The 23,899-nt window shown below is 62.3% G+C and carries 17 protein-coding genes; 8 read left to right on the forward strand and 9 right to left on the reverse strand.

What is annotated here, in order from left to right:
- Positions 1 to 64: 64 nt before the first annotated feature.
- Positions 65 to 988 (reverse strand): 4-(cytidine 5'-diphospho)-2-C-methyl-D-erythritol kinase, encoded by a 924-nt coding sequence (locus tag GFJ39_RS09550; protein ID WP_407645881.1) that lies wholly within the window; start codon positions 986 to 988, stop codon positions 65 to 67.
- 2 nt (positions 989 to 990) lie between these two features.
- A complete protein-coding gene (locus GFJ39_RS09555) occupies positions 991 to 2,766 on the reverse strand; it encodes a tetratricopeptide repeat protein (protein WP_153431120.1) in 1,776 nt (591 codons plus the stop codon).
- 100 nt (positions 2,767 to 2,866) lie between these two features.
- Between GFJ39_RS09555 and GFJ39_RS09560 the strand changes: the two genes are divergently transcribed.
- The gene (locus GFJ39_RS09560) at positions 2,867 to 3,724 is read left to right on the forward strand and encodes a uracil-DNA glycosylase (protein ID WP_153431121.1); all 858 of its coding nucleotides are present in this window, start codon (positions 2,867 to 2,869) and stop codon (positions 3,722 to 3,724) included.
- A gap of 317 nt (positions 3,725 to 4,041) precedes the next feature.
- On the forward strand, positions 4,042 to 5,871 hold the full coding sequence (locus GFJ39_RS09565; protein WP_325062903.1) for a transglycosylase SLT domain-containing protein: 1,830 nt from the start codon (positions 4,042 to 4,044) through the stop codon (positions 5,869 to 5,871).
- A 75-nt stretch (positions 5,872 to 5,946) separates the two neighbouring features.
- Here the strand turns inward: GFJ39_RS09565 and GFJ39_RS09570 are convergent, their stop codons facing one another.
- Positions 5,947 to 6,525: a YqaA family protein gene (locus tag GFJ39_RS09570; protein ID WP_153431122.1), complete on the reverse strand. Its 579-nt coding sequence runs from the start codon at positions 6,523 to 6,525 to the stop codon at positions 5,947 to 5,949.
- Between the two features lie 145 nt (positions 6,526 to 6,670).
- Between GFJ39_RS09570 and GFJ39_RS09575 the strand changes: the two genes are divergently transcribed.
- The gene (locus GFJ39_RS09575) at positions 6,671 to 7,219 is read left to right on the forward strand and encodes a cytochrome b (protein ID WP_153431123.1); all 549 of its coding nucleotides are present in this window, start codon (positions 6,671 to 6,673) and stop codon (positions 7,217 to 7,219) included.
- Positions 7,220 to 7,304: 85 nt separating this feature from the next.
- Here GFJ39_RS09575 and GFJ39_RS09580 read toward each other — a convergent pair whose 3' ends face one another.
- The 3 genes from GFJ39_RS09580 to ccmA all read right to left on the reverse strand — a co-directional run bounded on the left by GFJ39_RS09580 (position 7,305) and on the right by ccmA (position 12,026).
- Positions 7,305 to 10,625 (reverse strand): S41 family peptidase, encoded by a 3,321-nt coding sequence (locus GFJ39_RS09580; RefSeq protein ID WP_153431124.1) that lies wholly within the window; start codon positions 10,623 to 10,625, stop codon positions 7,305 to 7,307.
- 103 nt (positions 10,626 to 10,728) lie between these two features.
- Entirely contained in the window at positions 10,729 to 11,394 is a 666-nt protein-coding gene (ccmB, locus tag GFJ39_RS09585) for a heme exporter protein CcmB (protein WP_153431125.1), read from the reverse strand.
- On the reverse strand, positions 11,391 to 12,026 hold the full coding sequence (gene ccmA, locus GFJ39_RS09590; protein WP_153431126.1) for a heme ABC exporter ATP-binding protein CcmA: 636 nt from the start codon (positions 12,024 to 12,026) through the stop codon (positions 11,391 to 11,393). The genes ccmB and ccmA overlap by 4 nt, the downstream gene beginning before the upstream one ends.
- A gap of 189 nt (positions 12,027 to 12,215) precedes the next feature.
- Here ccmA and GFJ39_RS09595 point away from each other — a divergent pair, with 189 nt between their 5' ends.
- Together GFJ39_RS09595 and GFJ39_RS09600 are read left to right on the forward strand one after the other, a co-directional pair.
- Complete coding sequence (locus GFJ39_RS09595) at positions 12,216 to 13,010, forward strand: amino acid ABC transporter ATP-binding protein (protein WP_407645882.1); 795 nt, start codon at positions 12,216 to 12,218, stop codon at positions 13,008 to 13,010.
- Positions 13,010 to 14,536, forward strand: coding sequence for an ABC transporter substrate-binding protein/permease (locus tag GFJ39_RS09600; RefSeq protein ID WP_153431127.1), 1,527 nt, complete (start codon positions 13,010 to 13,012; stop codon positions 14,534 to 14,536). Before GFJ39_RS09595 ends, GFJ39_RS09600 begins: the two co-directional genes overlap by 1 nt.
- A 223-nt stretch (positions 14,537 to 14,759) precedes the next feature.
- Here GFJ39_RS09600 and GFJ39_RS09605 read toward each other — a convergent pair whose 3' ends face one another.
- The gene (locus GFJ39_RS09605) at positions 14,760 to 16,769 is read right to left on the reverse strand and encodes a hypothetical protein (protein WP_153431128.1); all 2,010 of its coding nucleotides are present in this window, start codon (positions 16,767 to 16,769) and stop codon (positions 14,760 to 14,762) included.
- Between the two features lie 239 nt (positions 16,770 to 17,008).
- Positions 17,009 to 17,938, reverse strand: coding sequence for a hydrogen peroxide-inducible genes activator (locus GFJ39_RS09610; protein ID WP_153431150.1), 930 nt, complete (start codon positions 17,936 to 17,938; stop codon positions 17,009 to 17,011).
- 246 nt (positions 17,939 to 18,184) lie between these two features.
- Between GFJ39_RS09610 and ahpC the strand changes: the two genes are divergently transcribed.
- From ahpC to GFJ39_RS09625, 3 genes are all read left to right on the forward strand, one after another.
- Entirely contained in the window at positions 18,185 to 18,748 is a 564-nt protein-coding gene (gene ahpC, locus GFJ39_RS09615; RefSeq protein ID WP_011252874.1) for an alkyl hydroperoxide reductase subunit C, read from the forward strand.
- A gap of 125 nt (positions 18,749 to 18,873) precedes the next feature.
- Entirely contained in the window at positions 18,874 to 20,448 is a 1,575-nt protein-coding gene (gene ahpF / locus GFJ39_RS09620; RefSeq protein ID WP_153431129.1) for an alkyl hydroperoxide reductase subunit F, read from the forward strand.
- Positions 20,449 to 20,492: 44 nt separating this feature from the next.
- Positions 20,493 to 21,131 (forward strand): LysE family translocator, encoded by a 639-nt coding sequence (locus GFJ39_RS09625; protein WP_153431130.1) that lies wholly within the window; start codon positions 20,493 to 20,495, stop codon positions 21,129 to 21,131.
- Positions 21,132 to 21,171: 40 nt separating this feature from the next.
- On the opposite strand, the gene acnA is transcribed toward GFJ39_RS09625, so the two are convergent.
- Complete coding sequence (gene acnA / locus GFJ39_RS09630) at positions 21,172 to 23,865, reverse strand: aconitate hydratase AcnA (protein ID WP_153431131.1); 2,694 nt, start codon at positions 23,863 to 23,865, stop codon at positions 21,172 to 21,174.
- Positions 23,866 to 23,899 lie beyond the last annotated feature (34 nt).

Consider the following 23,899-nt stretch of genomic DNA (forward strand, 5'->3'; position numbering starts at 1 on the left):
CCCTCCACCTGCATGCGTGGTGCTGTCATGACGTTCGTCGCCTTTCTGCCCGGTTGCGTTGTGATCAGGTGGAAGTCCCAGTGTGGTGGAAGCCGCCAGCCCATGTCCACCAACCCAGACGTGCGCTCTGTGCACTCAGAACGCGGGCGGCGGCAACGGCGCTTTCGGGGCTGGAGAAAATGCCGAAACATGTGGCGCCCGAACCGCTCATGCGGCTGAGCAGGCAGCCTGGCAGGCTTTCGATCGAGGCCAGGACAGTGCCGATGACAGGGCATTGTGACAGGGCCGGGGCCTGAAGATCGTTCGTGGTCGCGTTCAGATCGACCACCATCTCGTGGACCGTGTTCCAGCGATCAGGCAGAAACGGTTCGGGACGTTCAACAATACCGCCCCCCGCAGCGAAGGCCCGGAAAACATCCGGTGTCGAGACACCGACACCGGGATTGACCAGCAGGAGACCGGCATCTGGCAGGAGCGGAGCGGGGGCGAGGATTTCTCCAATACCCTGCATCCGGGCTGGGCGCTGGGCGACGCAGACGGGGACATCCGCTCCCAGTGTTTCGGCAATCGGAAAGAGGGCGGCCTGATCGACATTCCATTCCCGCGCCAGCAGACGCAATGTTGCGGCGGCGTCAGCCGACCCGCCACCGATACCGGATGAGACGGGCAGGTTCTTTTGCAGTTCCAGATGAAAGGATTCAGTCAGGCCGCCAATCGTGGTGCCGGCCTGGGCCTGAAGGGCGCGGGCGGCGCGGAGCACGAGATTCTGGTCGTCCGCTTCAAGGCCCCGTCCAAACGGCCCGTCGATCGTCAGCGACATGCTGTCGCTTGGAGCGGTGAGTGTGACGCGGTCTGCGGCTCCTGCAAACACGGCAAGACTGTCGAGCAGGTGATAGCCATCATCGCGGCGGCCAGTGATGTGCAGGAACAGGTTGATCTTGGCGTGCGCCGTAGTCTGCGGGGCGGTGGAAGAGATTATGTCTGGCAAGGTCATTGTTTCTGTTCGAAAGCTGCGAGATGGGGGCCGCCCTTCTGGAGCGCCTGCACCAGAAGGGCGCGATCCTGCGGCTGGGGGCTGTCGTCCAGGGACTGGTTCCACTGGTCCTGTGCCTCGGTATGCCGTCCGAGATACCAGTAGGCAACGCCGAGATGGTAGCCGATTTCAGCATCGCCGGGCGCATGTTCCGCGGCCTGCACGAGGATGGGGAGCGCGGTTTTGATATCCGCGCGATATTTGAGCAGGGCCCAGGCATAGCTGTCCTGGATGGAGGCATCAGTCGGCTGGAGATCGACGGCCTTTTTCAGCATGGCAAGGGCCTGAGCCTGATCGGCGTCATGCTCGATATTGGCATAGCCCACGAAATTGAGCACTTCGGGCTGGTCGGGAGCAAGTTGCAGCGCATGCTTCATGTCATCCTGAACCATCGACCAGTTGCCGCTTTCTTCCGCCGCCATCGCGCGACCGAGCAGGATGGGCCACAGGATCTCCTTGCGGGGCGGGGAAGCCTTGAGGGCGCGGGTATAGAGATCAATGGCCTGCGTATGATTGCCGCGCTGGTCTTCGACTTCCGCAAGCTGGATCAGGAACTCGGGATTATCGGGACGCAGGGCAAGGGCGCGATGCAGGGCATCCGCTTCCTGCTCGAGGTCGCCCGAGCGCAGGGCCAGGTTGATGCGTTCCTGGGCGGCCAGGGCGGCGAGGGGATCGGAAGGCGGGATGCCATCCAGTTCAGCCAGCCCGCTGGAGATCTGGTTGGCTTCCCGAAAGGTGTCGGCCAGAAAGATTCGCGCGATTGTCAGGCCGGGATCAAGAAAAATGGCCTGTTGCAGGGCGATGATGGCCGGGTCCCGCGGAATGCCGTCCTGCTGGATGACATCCGTGATCATAAGGGCGATCTGCAGGTTGAGAACCGCGCCCCCAAGGGCCGGGCTCGGGCTCTTCAGATGCGGAAGGCTGTGCTGGATCGGGCCGATGACGAGAGAGGCCAGAGGAGAGGTCACGCCGAGGGCTGCGACGGTGTCATCGGCGTCCTTGTGACGGCCATGGCGTTCGAGCCAGCTCCCATAGAGCTGTGCATAGAGGATCTGAAGTGTGAGCGGGTCGCCGGAGGCATTTCCCGTCCGGTGATAAAGCTGTCCCGCCAGCTGCGGGGTGGGAAGGGATTCCGCGATCATGGCCGCATGCAGAAGATACAGTCTGCGGGTCGCGGGCTGGGCTGCCGCTTCTCCCAGCAGATTCAGGGCCTTGTCGACATGTCCCTCGGCTGCAAGGCTCCAGGCCATGAGAGTGGGGGCCGCAATGGCGACGAGCGGACCGTGATGGGGGCTGCGGGTCAGGATACGGCGCATTTCGGCCCAGTCCTGACGGGCAAAGGCATCCTGCGCGAGAATGAGGGTCCCGATATCGCTGCCGACGTCATGATCGGGGAGTGCATTGGCGAGTCTGACAGCCTCGGCCTGTTTCCCGGCCATCGCGGCGTAACGCAGGGCATCGTGCTGCAACCGGAGATTGTGCGGGGCGAGGGGCAGGGCATGCGAAAGCGCCAGATTGGCGGCGGAAACGTCTCCGCGCTCCATCATGACGGTCGCGGCCATCATCCAGCCGTTCAGGGATTTTTCGGGATTGACGGCCGGCAGCATGGCGGGAGGAACGGCGGCCGCAGCAGGCCCCGTGAGGCAGCCACCCAGCATGAGAGCGGGAAGCGCCAGACGGAGCGGACGGGAAAAATCCTCGAATGATCTGGGCCAGCCGCGTGTGATCTGCATAATGGACGAAACTTTAGCCCTCTTGAGGCCTGACGCCAACCGCTCCTCCTTTTTTGGAGGGCAGGGCTTCCGGCCCGGAGGCAACCAGAACGGATAGATCATGACGCCCCAGCCGGTTGTGAGCCGGGCCGAACTTCTGGCCGCGCTCCAGCTTCAGTATGAATGGGGAGCCGACGAGGCTCTGTGCGAACTGCCCGTGGACCGTCTCTCCGAGGCGGCTCCCCGTTTATCCTCCGCCAGGCAGCCGAGCGCGATGGTGGGGCGGCAGGCGACCGCGGGGTCCTTCCGGGAGACCGGGCGCGAGGAAGGGAATGCTGCGCGTCAGGCCGGAGCCAGGATCACCGGAATGGCAGCGGGGAGCCTCTCCACGCAGGCGCTGGAGAAGGCCCCTGATCTTCCGGCCCTGATGCGGCTGACAGAGGCCCCGGACGACCTGTTTCTGGCCCGGACTGCCACGCATCGGCTGGAACCGGTCTTCGTGGAGGACGCACCCTTCATGCTGATCGGCGAGGCCCCCGACGCGGATGAGGACCGGTCCGGCACGCTCTTTGCCGGCGAGGCTGGGTCGCTTCTGGAGAAGATGCTCCGGTCAGCCGGTCTGGAGCGGGGGCAGATTTCCATGGCGCCGGCCCTGCCGTGGCGACCGCCGGGCGGCCGGACTCCGAGCGATACGGAGATGCAGGCCTGCCACCCACTCCTGCTGCGGACGATTGCCCTGTGTCGACCCCGCTTTCTGGTGACGATGGGCGTGACGCCTCTGAAGATGCTGCTGGGGCCGGATGCGGCTGTCGGAAGATTGCGCGGGAAGTGGACGGAGGTTCTGGTTCCCGGGCTTGCGACTCCGGTTCCGCTTCTGCCGATGCGACACCCCCTTCAATTACGGGCCAGTGCGGCTGCGCGGCGGAATGCGTGGCAGGATCTGCTGATTCTGATGGAGAAACTGGCTCCGGAGGGATGAGGACCAAACCGGTACAAATGGCATCCTTAAAAAACTTCGGAAAAACGCAAAAAAACGCGCCAGAACAGGTGTTTGCCACTGGATTGTTTTGAGGTTGGGTTGTATCATTGCTCAGTCCAAGGTTATGTGAAACTTAACAAGTTCTTGCCAACGGCCTGCAAAGCGGGTAGCAACCCGCTGCTATGCGAAGGACAACCCCTTTCATTTCTGGCAGTAACGCACGGGCCCTGCTCGTTAGCGTGCTGATTCTGGCCGGTGGCTCACTGTCTCCGGCGCGCGCGGAAAACACACGAGAACTCCCCCCTCAACCGGAACGGGTGGGAGATGAGACTGCGTTTGCCGAAGCCCGTCCGTCTCTGGGCGGGGACGGCATTGTATCGCTTCCCCATCCGCTGACCGCTGCAATGGCCAGCCGCTACCGGCTGATCTTTCAGGCCCAGCGGGAAGGCAACGCCCGGTCCGTTCAGGACCAGATGCGTCTGGTGACGGATCATGTCCTGCTGCCGGATGTTCTGGCCGAGCGTTATCTGGCGCCGGGTGCTCATCCCGCCGTCGAACAGCTCCGGGAATGGCTGCATGACTATGCCTCCCAGCCCGATGCCGCCAGTATTCAGGCCCTGCTGCTGAAAATCGCGCTTCCGGGAACGGTGCAGCCGCAGTCCTTCATCCGTCCTCTCGCCGCTGATGCGCGGGCTGAAGACGTGAAGGGCACATCGGCCCCCGCTGACCCTCTTCTTCATGCCTTCGTGCGCAATCCGCTTCTGGACCGGACGGTTCAGGAGCGCGTGCTTTCTGGTGTGCGGGGGGCGGAAAGCGCGCTGCATCTTGTGGATATCACGCCGGGTATGACAGCGCCTTATGCCGCCCAGCTTTACGGTGAAGTGGCCCTCGGGCTGCTGTCCCAGGGCGAAACTCTTCTGGCCCTGCGGCATGGCAGCGCGGGATTTGCCCGTGGCAACAGTCAGGTCGGGCTGCCCGCCTATGTCGCGGGTCTAGCGGCCTGGCGTGAAGGCCATATCGAGGCGGCCTACGACCTGTTCCAGTCCGCCGCCAACGCACCCGTCACGTCGGTGGAACTGCGTGCGGCCGCTGCCTTCTGGGCGGCGCGGACCGAAGGGCGGCGTCATGACATGGCGGGCTATGTAAAGTGGCTGCATCGCGCGGCCACTCATCATGAGACATTCTACGGGATTCTGGCGTCCCGGACGCTTGAACTTGGACGACATGGTCATGCGCGTCTCCCGGGCGGGAATGTGGAAATCACCCTGCACGATCCGGTGCCCGTCCTCGCAGAAATTGACGTCGAGGCGGTCAGCGCTCTTCCGCAGGGGCGTCAGCTCTTCGCACTGTTGCAGGTCGGCGAGCGGATGCGGGCCGAGAACCTGATCCGGCGGATGTGGATCGACGTCGCAGATGACAGCGCACGGTCACGCTCGCTTCAGCTCGTGGCGCAGGCGGCGGGTTACGAGGATCTGTCCGAACAGCTCGCATCCCTCATCATGCATCAGGAATCGCGGGTCACGAAGCCGACACCCCTTCCCCTGCCGTCTTTGAAGCCCAGCCATGGCTTCCGGATGAACCCTGCGCTGGTGTATGCGCTGACGCGGGTGGAATCCAATTTCGATCCGTCGGCAACATCGGGGGCCGGAGCGCATGGCCTGATGCAGATCCGCCCCGTAACGGCAAGTTTCGTCACCGCATCGCACATGACCTATGATTCACACGGCGTTGCGGTGATCCCGGTCGCTCCGGACATGGTCAGCCGTCTGCACAATCCGTCCTCCAATCTGGAAATCGGACAGCTCTATGTGCTGTATCTGGCGAACCAGTCCAGCCGGATTGCGACGGTCACGCCGCCCGAGGGTGGCGACCTGGTCCGGGTTCTGGCATCCTATAATGCCGGACCGGGTGCCATTGCCCGCTGGGAAGGCGCGCAGAAGGCGGATATGCACGATCCGCTGTTCTTTATGGAAACGCTCCCCAATGGTGAAACGCGGGATTATGTTCATCGCGCTCTGACCTACACCTGGCTTTACGCGCACCGTATGGGGCTGCCGTCTCCGTCTCTGAAGGCGCTGACGCGGTCCGAATGGCCCTCCTTCGGGGAAGAGCAGGCTATGGCGCATGAGCGCATGGCGCTCAACTGACATTTTCAGTCTGATGACATAAAGAAAAAGCCCGGCACTTAAGCCGGGCTTTTTTTGTGTTGGTGCGCCGGCCTCTCAGAGGAACTCGATCAGCGCGATACCGCCTGCGATCAGGATCAGGGCACCAAACAGGACGAGCGCCAGACGTTTTTCGATAAAATCGCGGATGGGCTCTCCAAAAGCGCGGAGAAGGGCGGCTTCGAGAAAGAAGCGTGCGCCCCGGGTAACGATGCTGGCGGCGATGAACGGAAGCAGCGGGAAGTGCGCCGCGCCTGCCGCCAGCGTGACGAATTTGTAAGGCAGCGGGGTCAGACCCTTGGCGAGGATGATCCAGACGCCGTAATGGCGAAACATGGCCTCAAGATTCAGGATGCGCTGATCCGCGTGATAGAAATGCGCGATTGGCATGCCGAGATGTTCCATGAGGAACGCGCCGAGAACCCAGCCGATCAACCCGCCAGCGACACTGGCCGCTGTACAGACGGAGGCCAGGAACCACGCTCGTTCACGCCTGGCGAGCAGCATGGGCACGAGCATCAGGTCTACCGGAAGCGGAAAAACCGAGGCCTCAGCCATCGCGACAAGGATCAGCCACCACACGGCGCGCGGAGACGCCGCCAGTTCGGTAATGCGCGTGTACAGCAATGTCAGCATGGCGGTCGGGTATTCCTGTGAAAGCGTGCAGCCTGTCCTAGCCGTCCTGCGCACGCTTGAAAATCCGTAACTCCGCGCAACGTGTGTTCCGGCCATGGAACGGGTTATAGAAGGCGGAACCGTTCTTCAGGAGTGCTGCCGTCTCATGGACAAGACCCTTCCGCCGTTCCAGCGATATTCCCTTGTAGCCAGGATATTTCACTGGAGCATGGCGGCGATCATTATTCCCCTGTGGCTTCTCGGGTTTTATGTGGGGCGGATCATGCCGCATGCGGCAACCCCGCAGAAGGCGCTCCTGCTGCTGATCCACAAGGAAATCGGGCCGTTCATCATTGTCCTGACGGTTCTGCGGCTTGTCTGGCGGGCGACGCATCGGCCGCCCGCACTGTCGTCGGACATTCCGGAAGAAGAGCGTCTGGCGGTGCAGGTCGGGCATTTTGCGCTTTATGCGATGATGCTGGTGGTGCCGCTGACGGGATGGGTTCGGAGTTCGGTGCATGGGTTGCCGATCCCCATGATGTGGGTCGTCGATCTGCCGCCGCTGGCCCACAAGGCGCCTGTATTTGTACCGCTGGTGAATGTGTTGCACCAGTTTTCGTCATGGATTCTGGGGGTGCTGATCGCCGGGCACGGCATTGCGGCGCTGCTGCATCGCTATGGTCGCAGGGATACGGTTATGGACCGGATGCTCTGAAAACCGGCAGACCATAAAAAAGCCCATAAAAAAAGCCCCTGGCCGATCGCTTGGACAGGGGTTTTTTGTGGGGTGATGCCCCGGTTTACTTCGGGGCGGCGGGCTGCTGGGCCGGGAAGGGAGCCGGTTTCAGAGCTGGGCGTGGATGATCGGCCATATCCTTTCGCAGCCATGTCAGGGCCGCGTCGAGCTGCTGGTCCTGCCCGTTGAAGGTGGCGACCGGCATGTTCTCGACCTCGATGTCCGGGGAAACACCCTTGTTTTCCACCAGCCACTGTCCGTTGAGGTCGAAATAGGGATTTTCGGCCGTGCGGGCATTGCCGTTGTCGATCAGGCGGTCCCCGTCAGACAGCCAGACGCCGGCACCCGCCGTGCGCTCGCCGAGCAGCGGTGCGATATGCAGGGACTTGATGCCCTGAGAGAAGGTCTCGCCGTCCGAATAGGTCATTTCATCGGACAGGACGATCAGGCGCCCCTGGAAAGACTGCTGCATGTCCACCGAAGGCGCATTGCCATAGCGGCTCCAGAACATCCATGGACGACGCATGAGCTGGGTGAGGACCCAGCTGTCGATATTGCCGCCCGTATTGCCACGGACGTCCACAATCAGGCCGTCCTTGTCGATATTGGCGTAGAACTCACGGGCGAAGGCTTCCATGTCGTCACCGACCATGGACTGAAGATGCAGATAGCCGATGCGTCCGTGGCTGGCGCGATCGACGACATCCGCACGGCCGACTTCCCAGTCCCGCGCGCGCAGGGCCCGTTCTTTCATGTAAGACACGGGCGTTACGATGATTTTGTGCTCCTTTCCGGCGCGCGAGAGCGTCAGGAGAACCTGCTTTCCGGCCTGATCGGCAAGCAGCGAACCCAGATCGGGCTGCCCCGCCGTGGGCTGTCCGTTGACGGCGACGATAAGGTCTCCGTCACGGGCATCCACACCCGGAGCCGCCAGCGGAGACTGCTGGTCCGGGAGGTCGCGGTCTCCCTGATAGATATGGTCGATGCGGAAGCCATTGTCTTCATGCGTCAGATGCGCGCCAAGACCCGCAATGAGGCTGGACGCGGGCTGGTCAACGGTCGTGGGCGCGTGGAGCTGCGAGTGCATGGCGCCGATTTCCGCCACCATCTGGCCGAGCAGATCGTCGAGATCCGCACGGTCCCCGAGGCGGTCCACGAAGGGGGCGAAATGGGCGCGCACGGCTTTCCAGTCCACGCCGTGCAGGTCGCGGTCATAGTAATGGTCGCGGTGCAGGCGCCAGGCATCCACGAACTCGTCCGACCACTCCTGCCCGGGATCGATCCGCAGGCGCAGATGGTCAAGCTCGATCTTCCTGCCGGACAGTTCCTTGGGCTGCTTTTCACCCGCAGGCGTCAGGAGCAGTTCCGGCGCGCTCTTTCCGCGACGGCTGAGTGTCAGGAGTGTTTTGCCGTCGGGAGTGATATCGAAGCCCGAGATCCTGGCGGCGTAGGTTTCGATCTTGTGTTCGTTATTGTCGATATGGATCGACTTCAGATCGCCCGGACCATCGCCTGAGCCGGAGCTGTCGATGGTGAACAGATATTCGTCAGAAACGCCGAGACCACTATAGTCCCCGGCCGGGACGGGCGCCTGATACAGACGTGTCGCAAGGCCGGCCCATTCGATGGCGGGAAGGGGCTTCTTTTTGTCTGTATCCTTCTTTCTGGCATCCTTTTTGTCGGCGTCGGGCTTCTTGTCCGCCGGGTCCAGTTCGGTGGCGGGCTGGAACGGAAAGCGTTCGCCGGACTGAAGGGCGAGGGCGTAGATGCCTGTCCGCTTCGGGAAGGCGGGGCCGATATTGCGGTCACCCCAGGGCGAACCATTGGACAGAGAGAAGGTGCGGTCCGAAAGGAACCAGAGCCATTTCCCGTCCGGTGAGAAGCTCGGCGTATAGGATTCGTAGCGCCCGTCCGTGACCCAGTTCGTCTGGCCGGTGGAGGGAACGTAAAGCGCGATCTGACGACGCAGGTTTGCACCACGGGTCCGCACGAAGGCCAGCACATGCCCGTCCGAGGACCATGACAGGGAGTCAAAGACGTTGGTGCCGTCCAACGTGGCGTTGTCGACGAGCTTATCGGCCTTCGTGGAGAGGTCCGTCAGCCACAGCCGGCCCAGAAGATCGGTATGGGCGGCGTATTTTCCATCCGGCGAGAGCGACAGGATCACGGGTTCGGTCGGGGAGGGTTGGGTGATGGCCTCACCCTTGTCACTGCCGTCTGCTGCAAAGCGCCACAGAGCGGAATCGCCGTTGACGTCGCTGAAGGCGATGACGGATTTGCCGTCCGGTGTGATCTGGGCGAGGCGCAGGCGCACATTGTCTGGGGTGGCGAGGACGACGACGCGGCGGGGCGAAGCGCCCGCGACGACGACATGGCCGCGCATGGTGAAGGTTGCGGTCTCCCCTTTGGGCGAAATTGTTGAGGACGTCAGGAAGCGCGTGGGTTTCTCCAGCCAGTACGGGCTGCGCGGCAAATTGTCGGAGGTCAGGTCGACCTTGATGGGGGTGGTCTCGCCGCTCGCCAGATTGAAATCGAACAGGTCCGCACCCTTGCGGAAGACGATGTGATCGCCGGAAATGGAGGCTTCGAGGATGCTGTAATCCGTGAAATGGGTGAGCTGTTTCGCGTCCGTGCCGTTCGTGGCGAGGCTCCACAGATTGTAGCGGCCGTTCTCGTCGGAAATGACGATCAGCCGGTCACGCCAGGGCATCGGGCGGATGAGATTGGCCTCATGCGTGCCGATGCGCTCGGCTTCCCTGCCGTTCTGAAGATCGAAGCGCCAGAGCTGGGACAGGGCTCCGCCGCGATAGGCGCGCATGTGGTCGCCGGTTGTGGCGAGGCCGAAGCGGACGGCATAGAGCCAGCGTCCGTCCGGGCTGAGGGCGGCATCATTGACGCCGGAGAGCGGGAAGACGTGCTTTGCGCTGGTCTTCGGATCAATGGCGGTGACGGTCTGGGTGTAATATGGCCCCGTAGCGGCGGGAGCGGCGTAGAGGATGCCGGCATGGGCATCCCAGCCGATGATTTTCAGGCGGGCGACGTTCTCGAAGGTCAGGCGCCGGGGCGTGCCGCCACTGCGGGGCATGACGTAGATTTCGGTCGGGCCGTCGAAATTGGCGGCAAATGCGATCCGGGTGCCGTCGGGGGACATGACGGGGTGCGGGTCGATGGCATTCGCACCCTGCGGCACGGTCGTCAGGCGCTGGGCCTGCCCGCCCGCGAGGGGAACGCTCCAGACGGACTGCTCGGCGTTGAACAGGACGGTCTGGCCGGAAATCGAGGGTTCACGCAGATAGCCCGGCTCGGCCTGAGCGACGCCGAGGCCCAGCCCCATCAGGGCTGCGCAGGACAAAAGGGACCTTCTGAGCGACGGGCGCTGGAGCATGGTGATGATCTCGATGTGAAACGAATATGGTCCAGTCGTTTCACAAAGGTGTCATCGCGTCAAAGGCCCCCGGATGACATCCTGTTAAGATATAACACTTCGTTCAGCCCACCGCGGCTTTCAGCCCCTGTCCGGCGGCGAGGGGACACAGTGGCAGGCAGGCGAAGAGGCATGCCCCCAGCAGATCCAGACTGGCGGCAGGCGATGTCGCAAGCTGTCCGGCATAGGACGAGGCCGCGCCGAAGATCAGCACAGGCGTTGCGAGTGGCAGGACCAGCAGCGGCAGCAGAACGCCACCCCGTCGCGCGCCCAGGACGATCGAAGCCGCCATGCCGCCGAGGAGCGAGAGGGACATCGTACCCATCGCAAGGCCGAGCAGCAGAAGCGGCAGTTCCGGGCCTTTGACGCCGAGCATGATGCCGAGCGGGATACTGGCGATCAGCAGCGGCAGGCCGGTCGTCAGCCAGTGGGCGGCCATTTTGGCGAAGGCTACGGCAGCCGGGGCGGGGCCAGTCAGCATCAGCAGGTCGAGGGAGCCGTCCTCGAGTTCCGCTCCGAACAGCCGGTCCAGCGGGAGGAGGCAGGCGAGCAGGGCGCAGACCCAGATGATGCCCGGCCCCATGTGTCGCAGCAGGTCGGGCGAGGGGCCGAGGGCGAGCGGGAACAGGCTGCCGCACAGGATAAAGAACAGCAGAGAGGCCAGCGTGTCGGCGCCGAAGCGGAAGGCCAGACGGAGGTCACGGTCGATCAGGGCAAGAAAAGCGGTCATGACAGCCAGAAGGACTCTACATGTGCGAGCGAAGGCAGCTCGTGCGAGCGGGTATTATCGAGGGGAAGCGGAACATGTGTCGTGACGATTATGGCACCGCCCTTGGCGCGATGAGCCGCCATGACGGCACCGAGACGCTCGATACTGGCGATATCCAGCCCGACAGTCGGCTCGTCGAGCAGCCACAACGGAGCGCCGGAGAGCATGACACGGGCAAAGGCGGCGCGGCGCTTCTGCCCGGAGGACAGCAGGCGCGCCGGAAGGTCGGTCAGATGGGTGAGATCCAGGGCCTCAAGTGCGTCCGGCAGACTGTTCGTGCCGAGCTTTTCAGCCAGGGCCAGGTTCTGTGCCAGTGTCAGTCCGGGCTTGAGCGCATCCTGATGGCCGAGCCAGGCGAGATCGCCATAGCGGATGACTTCCCCGGAATCGGGGCGACGCAGACCGGAAATCGTGCGCAGGAGGGTGGATTTCCCGGCCCCGTTCGGGCCTGTCAGGATCATGGCATCTCCGGCATCCAGCGTCAGCGACACGCCGTCAAGAACAAGCCGGTCCCCACGGAAGACCGTGACGTCCTCGACATCGAGCAGGCGTCCAGGGACGGTGGGTGTGGGGAAGTCAGACGGGCTGGTCATCAAAGGGTCTCATGCGCGGGTTCGGTTCTGTCCCGGTGTGTGTCTTTCTGTTTTAGAGACCCTGCGGACGTGCTTCGCAAGAGCGGGGCTCCGGATGGGCGGAATATGATGATCGTATGAATTGTGTCGCGCACTGTATTAAGGTCTCGATACACTGGCGCAGGTCCGTTATGAGGGCTGCGCGGTCATGTGATCGTGCATCTCTTTTTTCGAGGGTTTCCGGAACTGGCTGATCTGGTGCTGCAGGCGAGTGGTATCGCCAAGTCCTTTGGTGGGAACGAGGTTCTGAAGGGCCTGTCGCTCGACGTGGAGCGCGGCGAACTGATCTCGATGATCGGGCCTTCGGGATGTGGCAAGTCCACGTTCCTGCGCTGCCTCAATTTTCTGGAACATCCGGATGCGGGCTCTGTCCGGATCGAGGATGTGACGGTCGCGTGCACGGGCAGGCACTGGAGCCGCGCCAACGAGGCCGAGGCTCATAAGCTGCGCTCGCATGTCGGCATGGTGTTTCAGGCCTTCAATCTGTTTCCCCATCGCACGGTGCTGGACAACGTCATGATGGCGCCGATCCAGGTCAAGAAAATGTCGCGTGACGAGGCGCAGTCCATTGCCTGCGAACTTCTGGCGAAGGTCGGGCTTGCGGCCGTCAAGGACCGGTATCCGGACAGTCTTTCAGGCGGTCAGAAGCAGCGCGCCGCCATTGCGCGCGCTCTGGCGATGAAGCCGTCCGTGATGCTGTATGATGAACCGACATCCGCGCTCGACCCTGAGCTTTCCGAGGAAGTGCTGTCCGTCATGCGGGCACTGGATGACGAGGGCATGACGCAGCTTGTGGTGACGCATGACATGCGGTTCGCGCGCGCGGCCTCGGACCGTGTTCTGTTTGTCGAGGGTGGGGAAATCGTCGAGAGCGGTGATCCGGACCTGATGTTCGCCAACCCTCAGGAGGGACGGACACGCCGGTTCCTGCGGACGCTGCTGTGATGAAGAAACTTTTCGCACTCCTGCTGGCGCTTGCCGTCAGCCCCGTTTCCGTCGCGCTGGCGGACGCGCCCGCTGCATCGCAGGAGCTGCTCTGGGCATCGGATGGTGAGGCGAATGTGCCTTACGTCTTCCACGATCCGGCCCATGAATCCCGGATGACCGGTTTCGAGTATGAACTGGTCAACGAGATCGCCGCACGGATGCACCGGAAGGCACAGTTCATCCAGAATGACTGGGACGGCCTGATCCCCGGCCTGTCGCGCGGGCTGTACGGGATGGTGCTGGACGGCATCGAAATGACGCCGGAGCATAAGGCGGCCGTTCTGTTCTCGCGTCCGTATTATGTGACGAGCGAGCGGATCATCGTCCGGCACGACCAGACCGGTCTGGACACGATGGAGGCCCTCAAGGGCCATACCGTTGGCACGATCAAGGATACCACGGCCGAGCGGATGCTGCGTCGGCAGGGCGGCTCGAACGTGCGGTCCTATGAAGAAGAGACGAATGCGTTCTCGGATCTGCGGAACGGGCGTCTGGATGCGATCCTGCTCGACGCCCCGATCGCACTTTATTATGGCAGCATCTCGCCAGACATGAAGCTCGTGGGCGAGCCGATCGGCAGCATGGAATACGGGATCGCGTTCTCGCCGGAGAACCGTGTGTTGCGCGATCAGGTGGATGCGGCGCTCGGCGAGATCATCAAGGATGGAACGCTGCATCGTATTCTGGCGCGCTGGAACCTGTGGACGCCCCTGATGGCGAATTACACGGGCGATAACAGCCAGCCGGACATCGCGCCGACGGAATGGGACCATTACCGGCAGGCCATGGCGAACACGACGGGCAGCGGCTGGCATGTTCTGGTTCGGCGTTATGTGAGTTTCCTGCCGCTGATCGGGCAGGCGGCGCTCATGACGCTGGCGGTGTCGGCACTGGCCATGGTCCTGGCCGTGGCACTCGGGCTCCTGCTGGCGCTGGCCCGGCATTACGGCTCGGCTCCGCTGCGTTTCGTGGCGGGCGTCTATGTTGAAGTGGTGCGCGGAACGCCGCTGCTGATTCAGGTGCTGTTTATCTTCTATGGACTGCCGGCTTTCGGCATCCGTCTGTCGCCATTCATGGCGGGTGTGCTGTCGCTGGGCCTGAATTACGCGGCCTATGAAGCGGAAAACTACCGCGCCGGTCTGCTCTCCGTGCCGCGCGGACAGATGGAAGCGGCGATTGCGCTGAACATGACGCACTGGCAGGCGCTGCGGCTCGTGATCGTGCCGCAGGCATTCCGGACGGTTGTGCCCGTCATGACCAACGACTTCATTTCGCTGCTCAAGGACAGTTCGCTCGTCTCCGTCATCACGCTGACGGAGCTGAGCCAGACCTATGTGCGGCTCTCCTCCACCTATTACGATTATTTCGGGACGGGGATCATGGTCGGCCTGGCCTATCTGCTGCTCGGGCTACCGTTTGTGCGGCTGGCGCGGATGGCGGAACGACGGCTGGGGCGTGGCTTCTCGGGGGCAGGGCACCACTGAGCCTGTTGTTTGGTGCCGGGGTTCCGGTTGAAATCTGCGGTGCGGCTCCACAGGTTCGCCATTCCAGCTCGGTCGGTTGGCAGGAGGCTTTCCAGCCCCAGCGTTACCGCCCACATAGGTGGAGGGCCGCGCCGGATCCACCTTCTCCGGGGCAAGACGCAAAAGAACCGTTGCTGTCATTAATGTTGCTGCTGCCCGCGCCGTAACGACTGAAAGCACCGCTCTATGGTGCTTTCTTATGCTTGCGAAGAAACGACATCCGGCCGCGTATTACAGCACTCGACGTGAAATTAGTGTTTGTGACCGCGCTCAGGCCCGTTGCGCTCCATTGATATAATCCAGCAAGTCCATTTCCGCCGTTGTCCATTGACAATGTGACGGCGCCGCTCAGCCCGGAAAGTCCGGTGGCATAATTGACGCTTCCTCCACCACCTTGAGCAGTAATGGAATTCTGTCCCATGGGCAGGTTTGCGATCGTGGCTGAACCAGTGGCCGACCCAACATCGCTCAGTGCGATATTAAAATCGACATTCACCGTCATGCCATCCAGCGTGTATTGGCCACCCTGCGTGCGGTAGGATATGCCAGTCGCATTGCCACCAAACCGCAATTCCGGCGCAAAGGAAAAGGGGCCACCGTAAAGCGGGAGCGTGGAGGACAGAGTATTCACATCGTAAGCCGTGCCATTCAGCATGACCGGGTTGTGGCTTGCGATCTGCATTCCAGGAGCCGAACTGGCGATATTCTCTTTCGCGTTGTTTCCAAATATCTCTGAAGACGCAATCGTGATCACGGCACTGGGGTCCATATCATAAACGCCGTGACCCTGATGTCCCTGAATGGCATATCCAGCCAACACCACAGCGCCATTTGTAAAGTTTTGGACGGTAACCCCGTTGCCCGAGCCGCTGGCGCATCCGCCACAGGCATTCCACCCGTAGTCGAAGAAGCGCTTGGTTCCGCCGAAGCCGTTCACAGCCACGCTCCCCGTATCGTTCAGGACGATATTGTCGTCGATCGAACTATCTGTGAAAGTCGCTGGCCCAAGAAGAACAGTCTGGTTTTGGACACTGGTCTGAGAATTATCGACCAGAACATTATGATGGTTCGCAATGATATCCACGGCATCGACAGACAGGCCACCCACCGATCCTGCGACGTGAATACCGGTTTGCGAATACTGCCCGCCGCCGCCACGATTGAGCTGCGGATCGCTGGGTGCGATCTTGCCCTGGCCCAGCCGGACCTCACCGACGTAATTTGGATACCATGATTCCGATGGCTTCGAGCCGTTGACGAGGACATTGTCGTTCGCAGCCCCGTAGATATAAGCGTTGGGAGTGCGGACGATGTCCACCTCATCATAGTGAACGCCGTTCCAGAACTTACCGTTACCGGACTGGCCGGACATGGTGGGGTCGATGCGGGACTGCTTGAGGTGCCACAGGTGCAACCCGTCGCCCGCCGTCATCTGTGTGTTGCTGTCCAGTCGGAAGCCGGTGATCGTGACGCCATAACTGTCGCCTGACGTCCCCACACCACCGATCGTCAGGAGATCAACAGTGGTGCTGGGGCCGCTGTAGACAAGCGTGCTGCACGTCGCATTATCGGCTCCGCGCATGGTCCAGTTCGTGCCATTTCCGGCTTTTAGCGGAGTGGAGAAATAGCCGTAACCGCACGGCAGGACCAGTGACCCTGAATTGGCTACCGCCCAATTTATAGCGGCCTGTAGTGGAACAGAATCGTCGGTTGAATTGAATTTTGCGCCCCATATCTTGGCGCTCGCCTCATTGTTCGGGAATGACGCGATCCAGCAACGGTTGATCGGAGCAGGAATTTGCGATCCATTGTCTCCTGCACCACCGTTGAGGGTGCATGGGGACGATGAAAGCGTGTAGTTCGCCTGGCCGCCATCACCGGCGGCATAGTATCCGGCTCGATGAGCGGTAGTGGAACTGGCGATCACCCAACTCGACAGCGCCGCCAGAGTGGCCTGGTCTCCAACCTGCAAGACGCCGTTGATCGTGCCCCCCGATATTGTCGGCGCCAGTAACTGGCCATTGCTGGCATCGACCTTGCGGCCAAGGGCCGCTGCCACCGTCGGCGACCTGATCTGATCCGCAGGATTGCCCGTGGCTTCAGCGGACTTCCAGCCCGGTGTAAAATTCGTCGGGAACGCCATGGCCGATCCGGCCGCAAGCGCGACAATGACGGCAGGAATGAACTTGTTCATGTATGGCTCTCAGGCGAGTAAATGCTCCCGATCGAATATGCCCCGGCGTCACCGAGAACAAAAGCCATGCCGCCCGCAGGGAGAGGGGTCGAAGAAGCGTTTTTTGAACTCCTGTTTCCTGGGTTATGGCGTTTGATTGACGGTTGTCAGGGGCATTTTTTGTCTGAGTGAAGAAATGGAATCACGGCATAGGCCACAAAACCAGGAGGTTTTTTCGATTCCTCCAGGCCGTACATGTCTCAGTTTCTGGCGTGGCAGTGTTCCGGGGTGATGCTGCGCAGATAGGCCGCGAACTCGCGGAAGACCGGAGCACGGGGGTCGGAGGCGCGCCAGGTCAGGCCGATCGTGCGGCGCGCCTCGGCTTCGGGCAGGGTGCGGACGGTGATCAGGTCTTCGAAATCCGCGCGGTTGCGGAGCGCGAGCTGGGGGATGAGGGAGAAGCCTTCGCCCGCGCCGATCATGTACCACAGCATTTCAAGGCTGGTGGCCAGGCGCTGCTCGCCTTCGCGTGGAACCGTTGGACAGATGGACAGGGCCTGATCGCGCAGACAATGCCCGTCTTCCAGAAGCAACAGGTCCGGGCGGCCAAGCTGGCTGAGGGAGAGTTCCGGTTTCTGTGCCAGTTCATGCGTGTTTGGAAATACGGCGAGGAACGCCTCTTCGAAGATTGGTGCGCTTTCCAGAGCTTCTGAAGGTGCGGGCAGCGCCATCAGGGCCACGTCCAGTTCGTTGTTGCGCAGGGCGCGGACGAGCGTGTCCGTCATGCTTTCGCGCAGGCGCAGGCTGAGCGCCGGATAATGCTCCCGCAGGCGCGGCAGGACGCCCGGAATGTAATACGGTCCGAGCGTGGGAATGACGCCGAGCCGCAGCGCGCCTTCCATCGGTCCGGTCTGGGCGCGGGCGACTTCGAGCAGGTTGCGGGCTGCGGCGAGAACTTCCCGTCCAAGCGCCAGCAGGCGTTCGCCATCGGGCGTCGGCGCGACATGACGTCGGGAGCGCTCGAAAAGCGTGACGTCGAGAAGCTGTTCGAGCTTGCGGACCTGTTCGGACAGCCCGGCCTGACTGACGCCGCAGCGTTCTGCCGCGCGGGAGAAGTTGCGCAGATCATCGACCGCGACCACATATTCAATATCGCGCAGGGACAGGCCGGAGAGGGGGACGTAGCTCATGTCCCATAGATAGGACCGAATAACGTCATGGGGAAGCGCGGCTTTGCCTGTCAGGAGAAAATAGCGGCGCAAGAGGCGGTTTCCTGAAGATGGGCTTCATACCATGATCGGGAGTCTTGATATCTTCATCTGGTCAGTTCGGTTTTGACGATCAGTCATATTGACAGGAACTGTTTCCTGTCCCTCTCTTTCTGTGGGACACAGAGTCCGCAACACAACACCAACCCAAGGTCAGGAGACAGTCTGATGGTTCGCATCAACTCCCCGCTGAAGCCCTTCTCTACCGATGCTTTCCGCAACGGTGAGTTCCTCACGGTCACGGACTCCGACGTTCGCGGCAAGTGGTCCGTTTTCTTCTTCTACCCTGCTGACTTCACGTTCGTCTGCCCGACGGAGCTTGAAGATCTCGCTGACAACCAGGCCGCTTTCGACAAGCTGGGCGTGGAAATCTATTCCGTCTCCACGGACAAACATTTCACGCACAAGGCCTGGCATGACACATCGCCGGCCATCGGCAAGATCAAGTACACGATGCTGGGCGACCCGACGGGCACGATCGCACGCAACTTTGATGTGCTGATCGAGGAAGCCGGTCTGGCCGATCGCGGCACGTTCCTGATCGATCCGGAAGGCAAGATCCAGTACATCGAGATCACCGCCGGCGGCGTTGGCCGCAGTGCTGCCGAGCTGCTCGACAAGATCCAGGCGGCCCAGTACGTCGCCACGCATCCGGGTGAAGTCTGCCCGGCCAAGTGGAAGGAAGGCGGCGAGACGCTGAAGCCGTCCCTCGACCTCGTCGGCAAGATCTGATCCGGCACCGGATCTGATGATGGTGGGACCTTCGGGTTCCACCAGCCCCGCCTCCTTCATGGGGGCGGCTGCGCCGGACAGTCTTCCGGCCCAAATTGTCCAGTCCCGAAATCCGGAGAAAAACAATGCTTCAGGACGACCTGAAAACCCAGATGCGCGCCTATATGGAGTACCTGCGTGATGCGGTCGTGCTTGAGGCGACCCTTGGCACGGATGACCGCTCCAATGAGGTACGCGGTTTGCTGGAAGATATTGCCAGCCTGTCTCCCAAGGTCACGTTCTCGGACAAGGGGCACGGCACCCGCATCCCGTCCTTCGTGATCCGCCGGCCGGGCACGGATGTGCAGGTCTGCTTTGCCGGTCTGCCGATGGGGCACGAGTTCACGTCCCTGGTTCTGGCGCTGCTTCAGGTCAGCGGGCATCCGCCGAAAATCGAAGCGGATGTGGTTGCGCAGATCCGCGCGCTGGACGGGGACTACCATTTCGAGACGTATTTCTCCCAGTCCTGCCAGAACTGCCCGGATGTGGTGCAGGCGCTCAATGCCATGAGCGTGCTGAATCCGAAGATCCATCACACGGCCATTGATGGCGCGGATTTTCAGGATGAAGTGGAACGCCTTGGCATCCGCTCGGTTCCGCAGGTCTATCTGAACGGGGAGCCCTTTGCGTCGGGCCGGATGGAAGTGGCGGATATTCTCGCCAGGCTGGACACGGCTTCCGTTGCCCGTTCGGCGGAGACGCTGAACGATCTGGCACCGTTCGACGTGCTTGTTCTCGGCGCGGGGCCGGCTGGTGATGCGGCGGCGATCTATGCCGCACGAAAGGGCCTGCGCACGGGCCTCGTGGCCGAGCGGTTTGGCGGTCAGGTTATGGACACCGCCGGGATCGAGAACTTCATTTCCGTGCCCGAAACGGACGGCCCGAAACTCTCCGCGGCACTTGAGGCGCATGTCCGGCAGTATGACGTGCAGATCATTGCCTCGCAGCTGGCGGCGAAGCTGATCCCGGCTGCGGAAACCGGCGGTCTGCACCAGATCGTTCTGGAAAGTGGTGCGACCCTGCGCTCGAAGACGGTCATCATCGCGACCGGCGCGCGCTGGCGGCATCTGGGTGTGCCGGGTGAGGACGAGTATCGCACCAAGGGTGTGGCGTACTGCCCGCATTGCGACGGTCCGTTCTACAAGGGGCGTCCGGTTGTGGTGACCGGCGGCGGCAATAGCGGCGTGGAAGCGGCGATCGACCTTGCGGGAATCGTCTCACATGTCACGCTGTTGCAGCGTGGCGCGCATCTCAAGGCGGACAAGGTGCTTCAGGACCGGCTGCTGAGCCTGCCGAATGTCACGGTCCTGACCAATGCCCTGACCACGAAGATCGAGGGTGACGGCAAGGAAGTGACCGGCCTGACCTATAGCGACGGGGACGGCGGCCTGCACCAGATCAAGACGGATGGCGTGTTCGTGCAGATCGGCCTGCTGCCCAATACGGAATGGCTGAAGGATACGCTGAAACTGAGTCCTTATGGCGAGATCGTCATTGACGACCATTGCGGGACGTCTGTTCCGGGCGTGTTTGCGGCGGGCGATGCGACGACCGTGCCGTACAAGCAGATCGTCATTGCCATGGGTGAGGGCGCGAAGGCGTCCCTGTCCGCATTCGATTATCTGATCCGCCTGCCGATCAATGCGCAGACAGCAGGCTGAGGGGAAGGATTGGGCCTTTGTAAAAGCGGGTGTATGTCTGGATCATGCACCCCTACCTTATTCCCCTCCTGACCTTCGCCGCAGCAGCGGCTGTTTTCACCATCACGCCGGGCCTCGATACGGCCATGACGTTGCGAACCGCCACGACATCCGGCTGGAAGGCTGGTCTTGCGGCGGTTGTGGGGATCTGTCTGGGGCTGGGTCTCTGGGGGCTGGCGGCGGCGTTTGGTCTCACGGCCCTGCTGGCCGCATCCGAAACTGCGTTCACGATTGTTAAATGGGCCGGTGCGCTCTATCTCGCGTGGCTCGGGATCGGGTTGATCCTGCATCCCCGTTCTTCACTGGGTACAGGCGAAGCGGCGGTTCCGGCAGGACATGATGATGCATATGTTGCATTCCGACGTGGTCTGCTGAGCAATCTGCTCAACCCCAAGGTGGGCGTTTTCTACATGACGTTCATGCCGCAGTTCATTCCACCACATGTGAATGTGCAGGAGTTCTCCCTCCTGCTGACCGGCATCCAGGCAGCCCTGTCTTTCTCGTGGCTGGCCCTGCTCGTCGCCATGACGGTGCCGCTGGGACGGTTTCTTTCCAGCCCGGTGGTTGTGCGTCGCATGGACAGGTTGACGGGCGGGATTTTTATCGCGTTCAGTCTGAAACTCGCGCTCAGCCGTCGGGCTTGAGATGTCAACGAAAATGGCGGGGCTGAAGCCCCGCCATTTCTCAGTCCACTGAGGCCATTCCCCGCAGGACGTAGGGCAGGATGCCGCCGTTGCGGTAATATTCCGCCTCATCGACCGTATCGACACGACACAGCAGCGGGACATCCTGCGTGCTGCCATCCTGACGGGTGATCGTCATGGTCAGGGTCTGGCGCGGTGTCAGGGTTTCGATGCCGTGAATGGCGATCGTCTCCGTTCCGTCCAGCCCCAGCGTCCTGCGCGTCGTGCCCGGTTCGAAGGTCAGGGGCAGGACGCCCATGCCCACGAGATTGGAGCGGTGGATGCGCTCGAAGCTCTCCGCGATGACGGCCTTGATGCCGAGCAGGCGCGTGCCCTTCGCGGCCCAGTCACGGGACGAGCCCATGCCGTATTCCTTGCCGCCGAACACGACGAGCGGCACGCCGTCCTGCGCGTAGCGGCTGGCGGCATCATAGATGGACATCTGCGCGCCATCCGGCTGATGCAGCGTGACGCCGCCTTCGGTTCCGGGAGCCATCTCGTTGCGGATGCGGATATTGGCGAAGGTGCCCCGGACCATGACGCGGTCATTGCCGCGACGGGAGCCGTAGGAATTGAAGTCCTTCACCGCGACCTGATGTTCCTGAAGATACACGCCCGCCGGAGAGGACGGTGCAATCGCGCCGGCCGGGGAGATGTGATCGGTCGTGATGTTGTCTCCCAGCAACGCCAGAGTGCGCGCGCCGGTGATGTCCTTCGTGGGCGCGGGTTCGGCGGTCAGCCCGTCGAAATAGGGCGGGTTCTGCACATAGGTCGAGCCCGGCTGCCAGTCATAGGTGGCCGAGGTGCCGGCAGAGGCCAGAGCCTGCCATTCCTTTGTGCCTTCCGTGATGTGGCTGTAACGCTCGACGAAGGCTTCGCGCGTGACGGCGGAGCCCACGAGTTCTGCGATCTCGTGGTTGGTCGGCCAGATATCGCGCAGATGGACCGGCGTGCCGTCGGGCGCGTGTCCCAGAATGGCCGTTGTGATGTCCTCGCGCATCGTTCCCAGCAGGGCATAGGCGACGACGAGCGGCGGGCTTGCGAGATAGTTGGCGCGGACGTTCGGCGAAATTCGGCCCTCAAAGTTCCGGTTGCCGGACAGGACAGACGTTGCGACCAGACCATTGCCTTCAATGGCGTCCACAAGCTCTTTCGCCAGCGGGCCGGAATTGCCGATGCAGGTCGTGCAGCCATAGCCGACCGTCTCAAAGCCCAGCGCGTCCAGATCGGCGCTCAGATTGGCGCGATCCAGATAATCCGTGACGACCTGCGAGCCCGGCGCGAGGGACGTCTTGACCCAGGGCTTCGGCATCAGACCGAGCGCTCTCGCCTTGCGCGCCACCAGTCCGGCCGCGACCAGAACGGCGGGGTTGGACGTGTTGGTGCAGGACGTGATGGCGGCAATGACGATGGAGCCATGCCCGATCGCATAATCCGTGCCAGCGACGGGGGCGGTCTTGTGAATGTCGGCGGGTTTGACGCCCAGCGTTTCCGTCAGGGCCTTTTCGAAAGCCGGGGTGGCGGCGGAGAGTTCGATCCGGTCCTGCGGGCGCTTGGGGCCGGAAATGCAGGGCGTGACCGTGCCCAGATCGAGCGTCAGGACGTCCGAAAACACCGGCTCCGGCGTGGAGGCGTCGCGGAACATGCCCTGCGCGCGCAGCCAGGCTTCCGTCAGCGCAATGCGATGCTCGTCACGGCCGGTTTGGCGCAGATAGTCGAGCGCCAGTGCATCCACGGGAAAGAAGCCGCAGGTCGCGCCATATTCCGGGGCCATGTTCGCGATGGTCGCCCGATCCGCGACCGGAAGATGATCCAGAGCCGGGCCAAAGAACTCCACGAACTTGCCAACCACGCCCCTGGCGCGAAGCATCTGCGTGACCGTCAGGACCAGATCGGTCGCGGTCGTGCCTTCCGGCAGACGCCCGTCCATGCGGAAGCCCACGACATCGGGGATGAGCATGGAAATCGGCTGTCCGAGCATGGCGGCCTCGGCCTCGATCCCGCCAACGCCCCAGCCCAGAACACCGAGGCCGTTGACCATGGTGGTGTGGGAATCCGTGCCATACAGCGTGTCGGGATAGGCGTAGGTGACGTCCCCGACCGTGCCCGTCCAGACCACCTGGGACAGATATTCCAGATTGACCTGATGGCAGATGCCAGCCCCCGGCGGGACGACGCGGAACTGGTCGAACGCTTCCTGACCCCAGCGCAGGAACGCGTAACGCTCGCCATTGCGCTCGAACTCCAGCGAGACATTCTGCTGGAGCGCGTCCTTGCGTCCGGCGACGTCCACCATGACGGAATGGTCGATCACCAGATCGACGGGCACGAGCGGATTGACCTTCTGCGGGTCACCGCCGAGTGAGACGATGCCATCGCGCATGGCCGCCAGATCGACCACGGCAGGCACGCCGGTGAAATCCTGCATCAGGATGCGGGCGGGCTTGAACGGGACTTCCTGCGTGGAGTGGGCGTTCTTCGTCCAGTCCACGATCGCCTGTGCGTCCTCGACGCGATAGGTCGAGCCATCCGTAAAGCGCAGGACATTTTCGAGCAGCACCTTCAGGCTGACGGGCAGGCGTGAAATGTCCCCCAGCTTTTCAGCCGCGACAGGCAGGGAGAAATAGCGATAGGAGCGGCCTTCAACCGAAAGGTCGCGCTGGCAGTCCAGAAGGTCGTGTCCAACCTGTTTCATAATGGGAATGGTCCTTGGAGGGCTGTCAGGAAAA

This window comes from Gluconobacter aidae, from assembly GCF_009547075.1.
In the GTDB taxonomy this organism is placed as follows: domain Bacteria; phylum Pseudomonadota; class Alphaproteobacteria; order Acetobacterales; family Acetobacteraceae; genus Gluconobacter; species Gluconobacter aidae.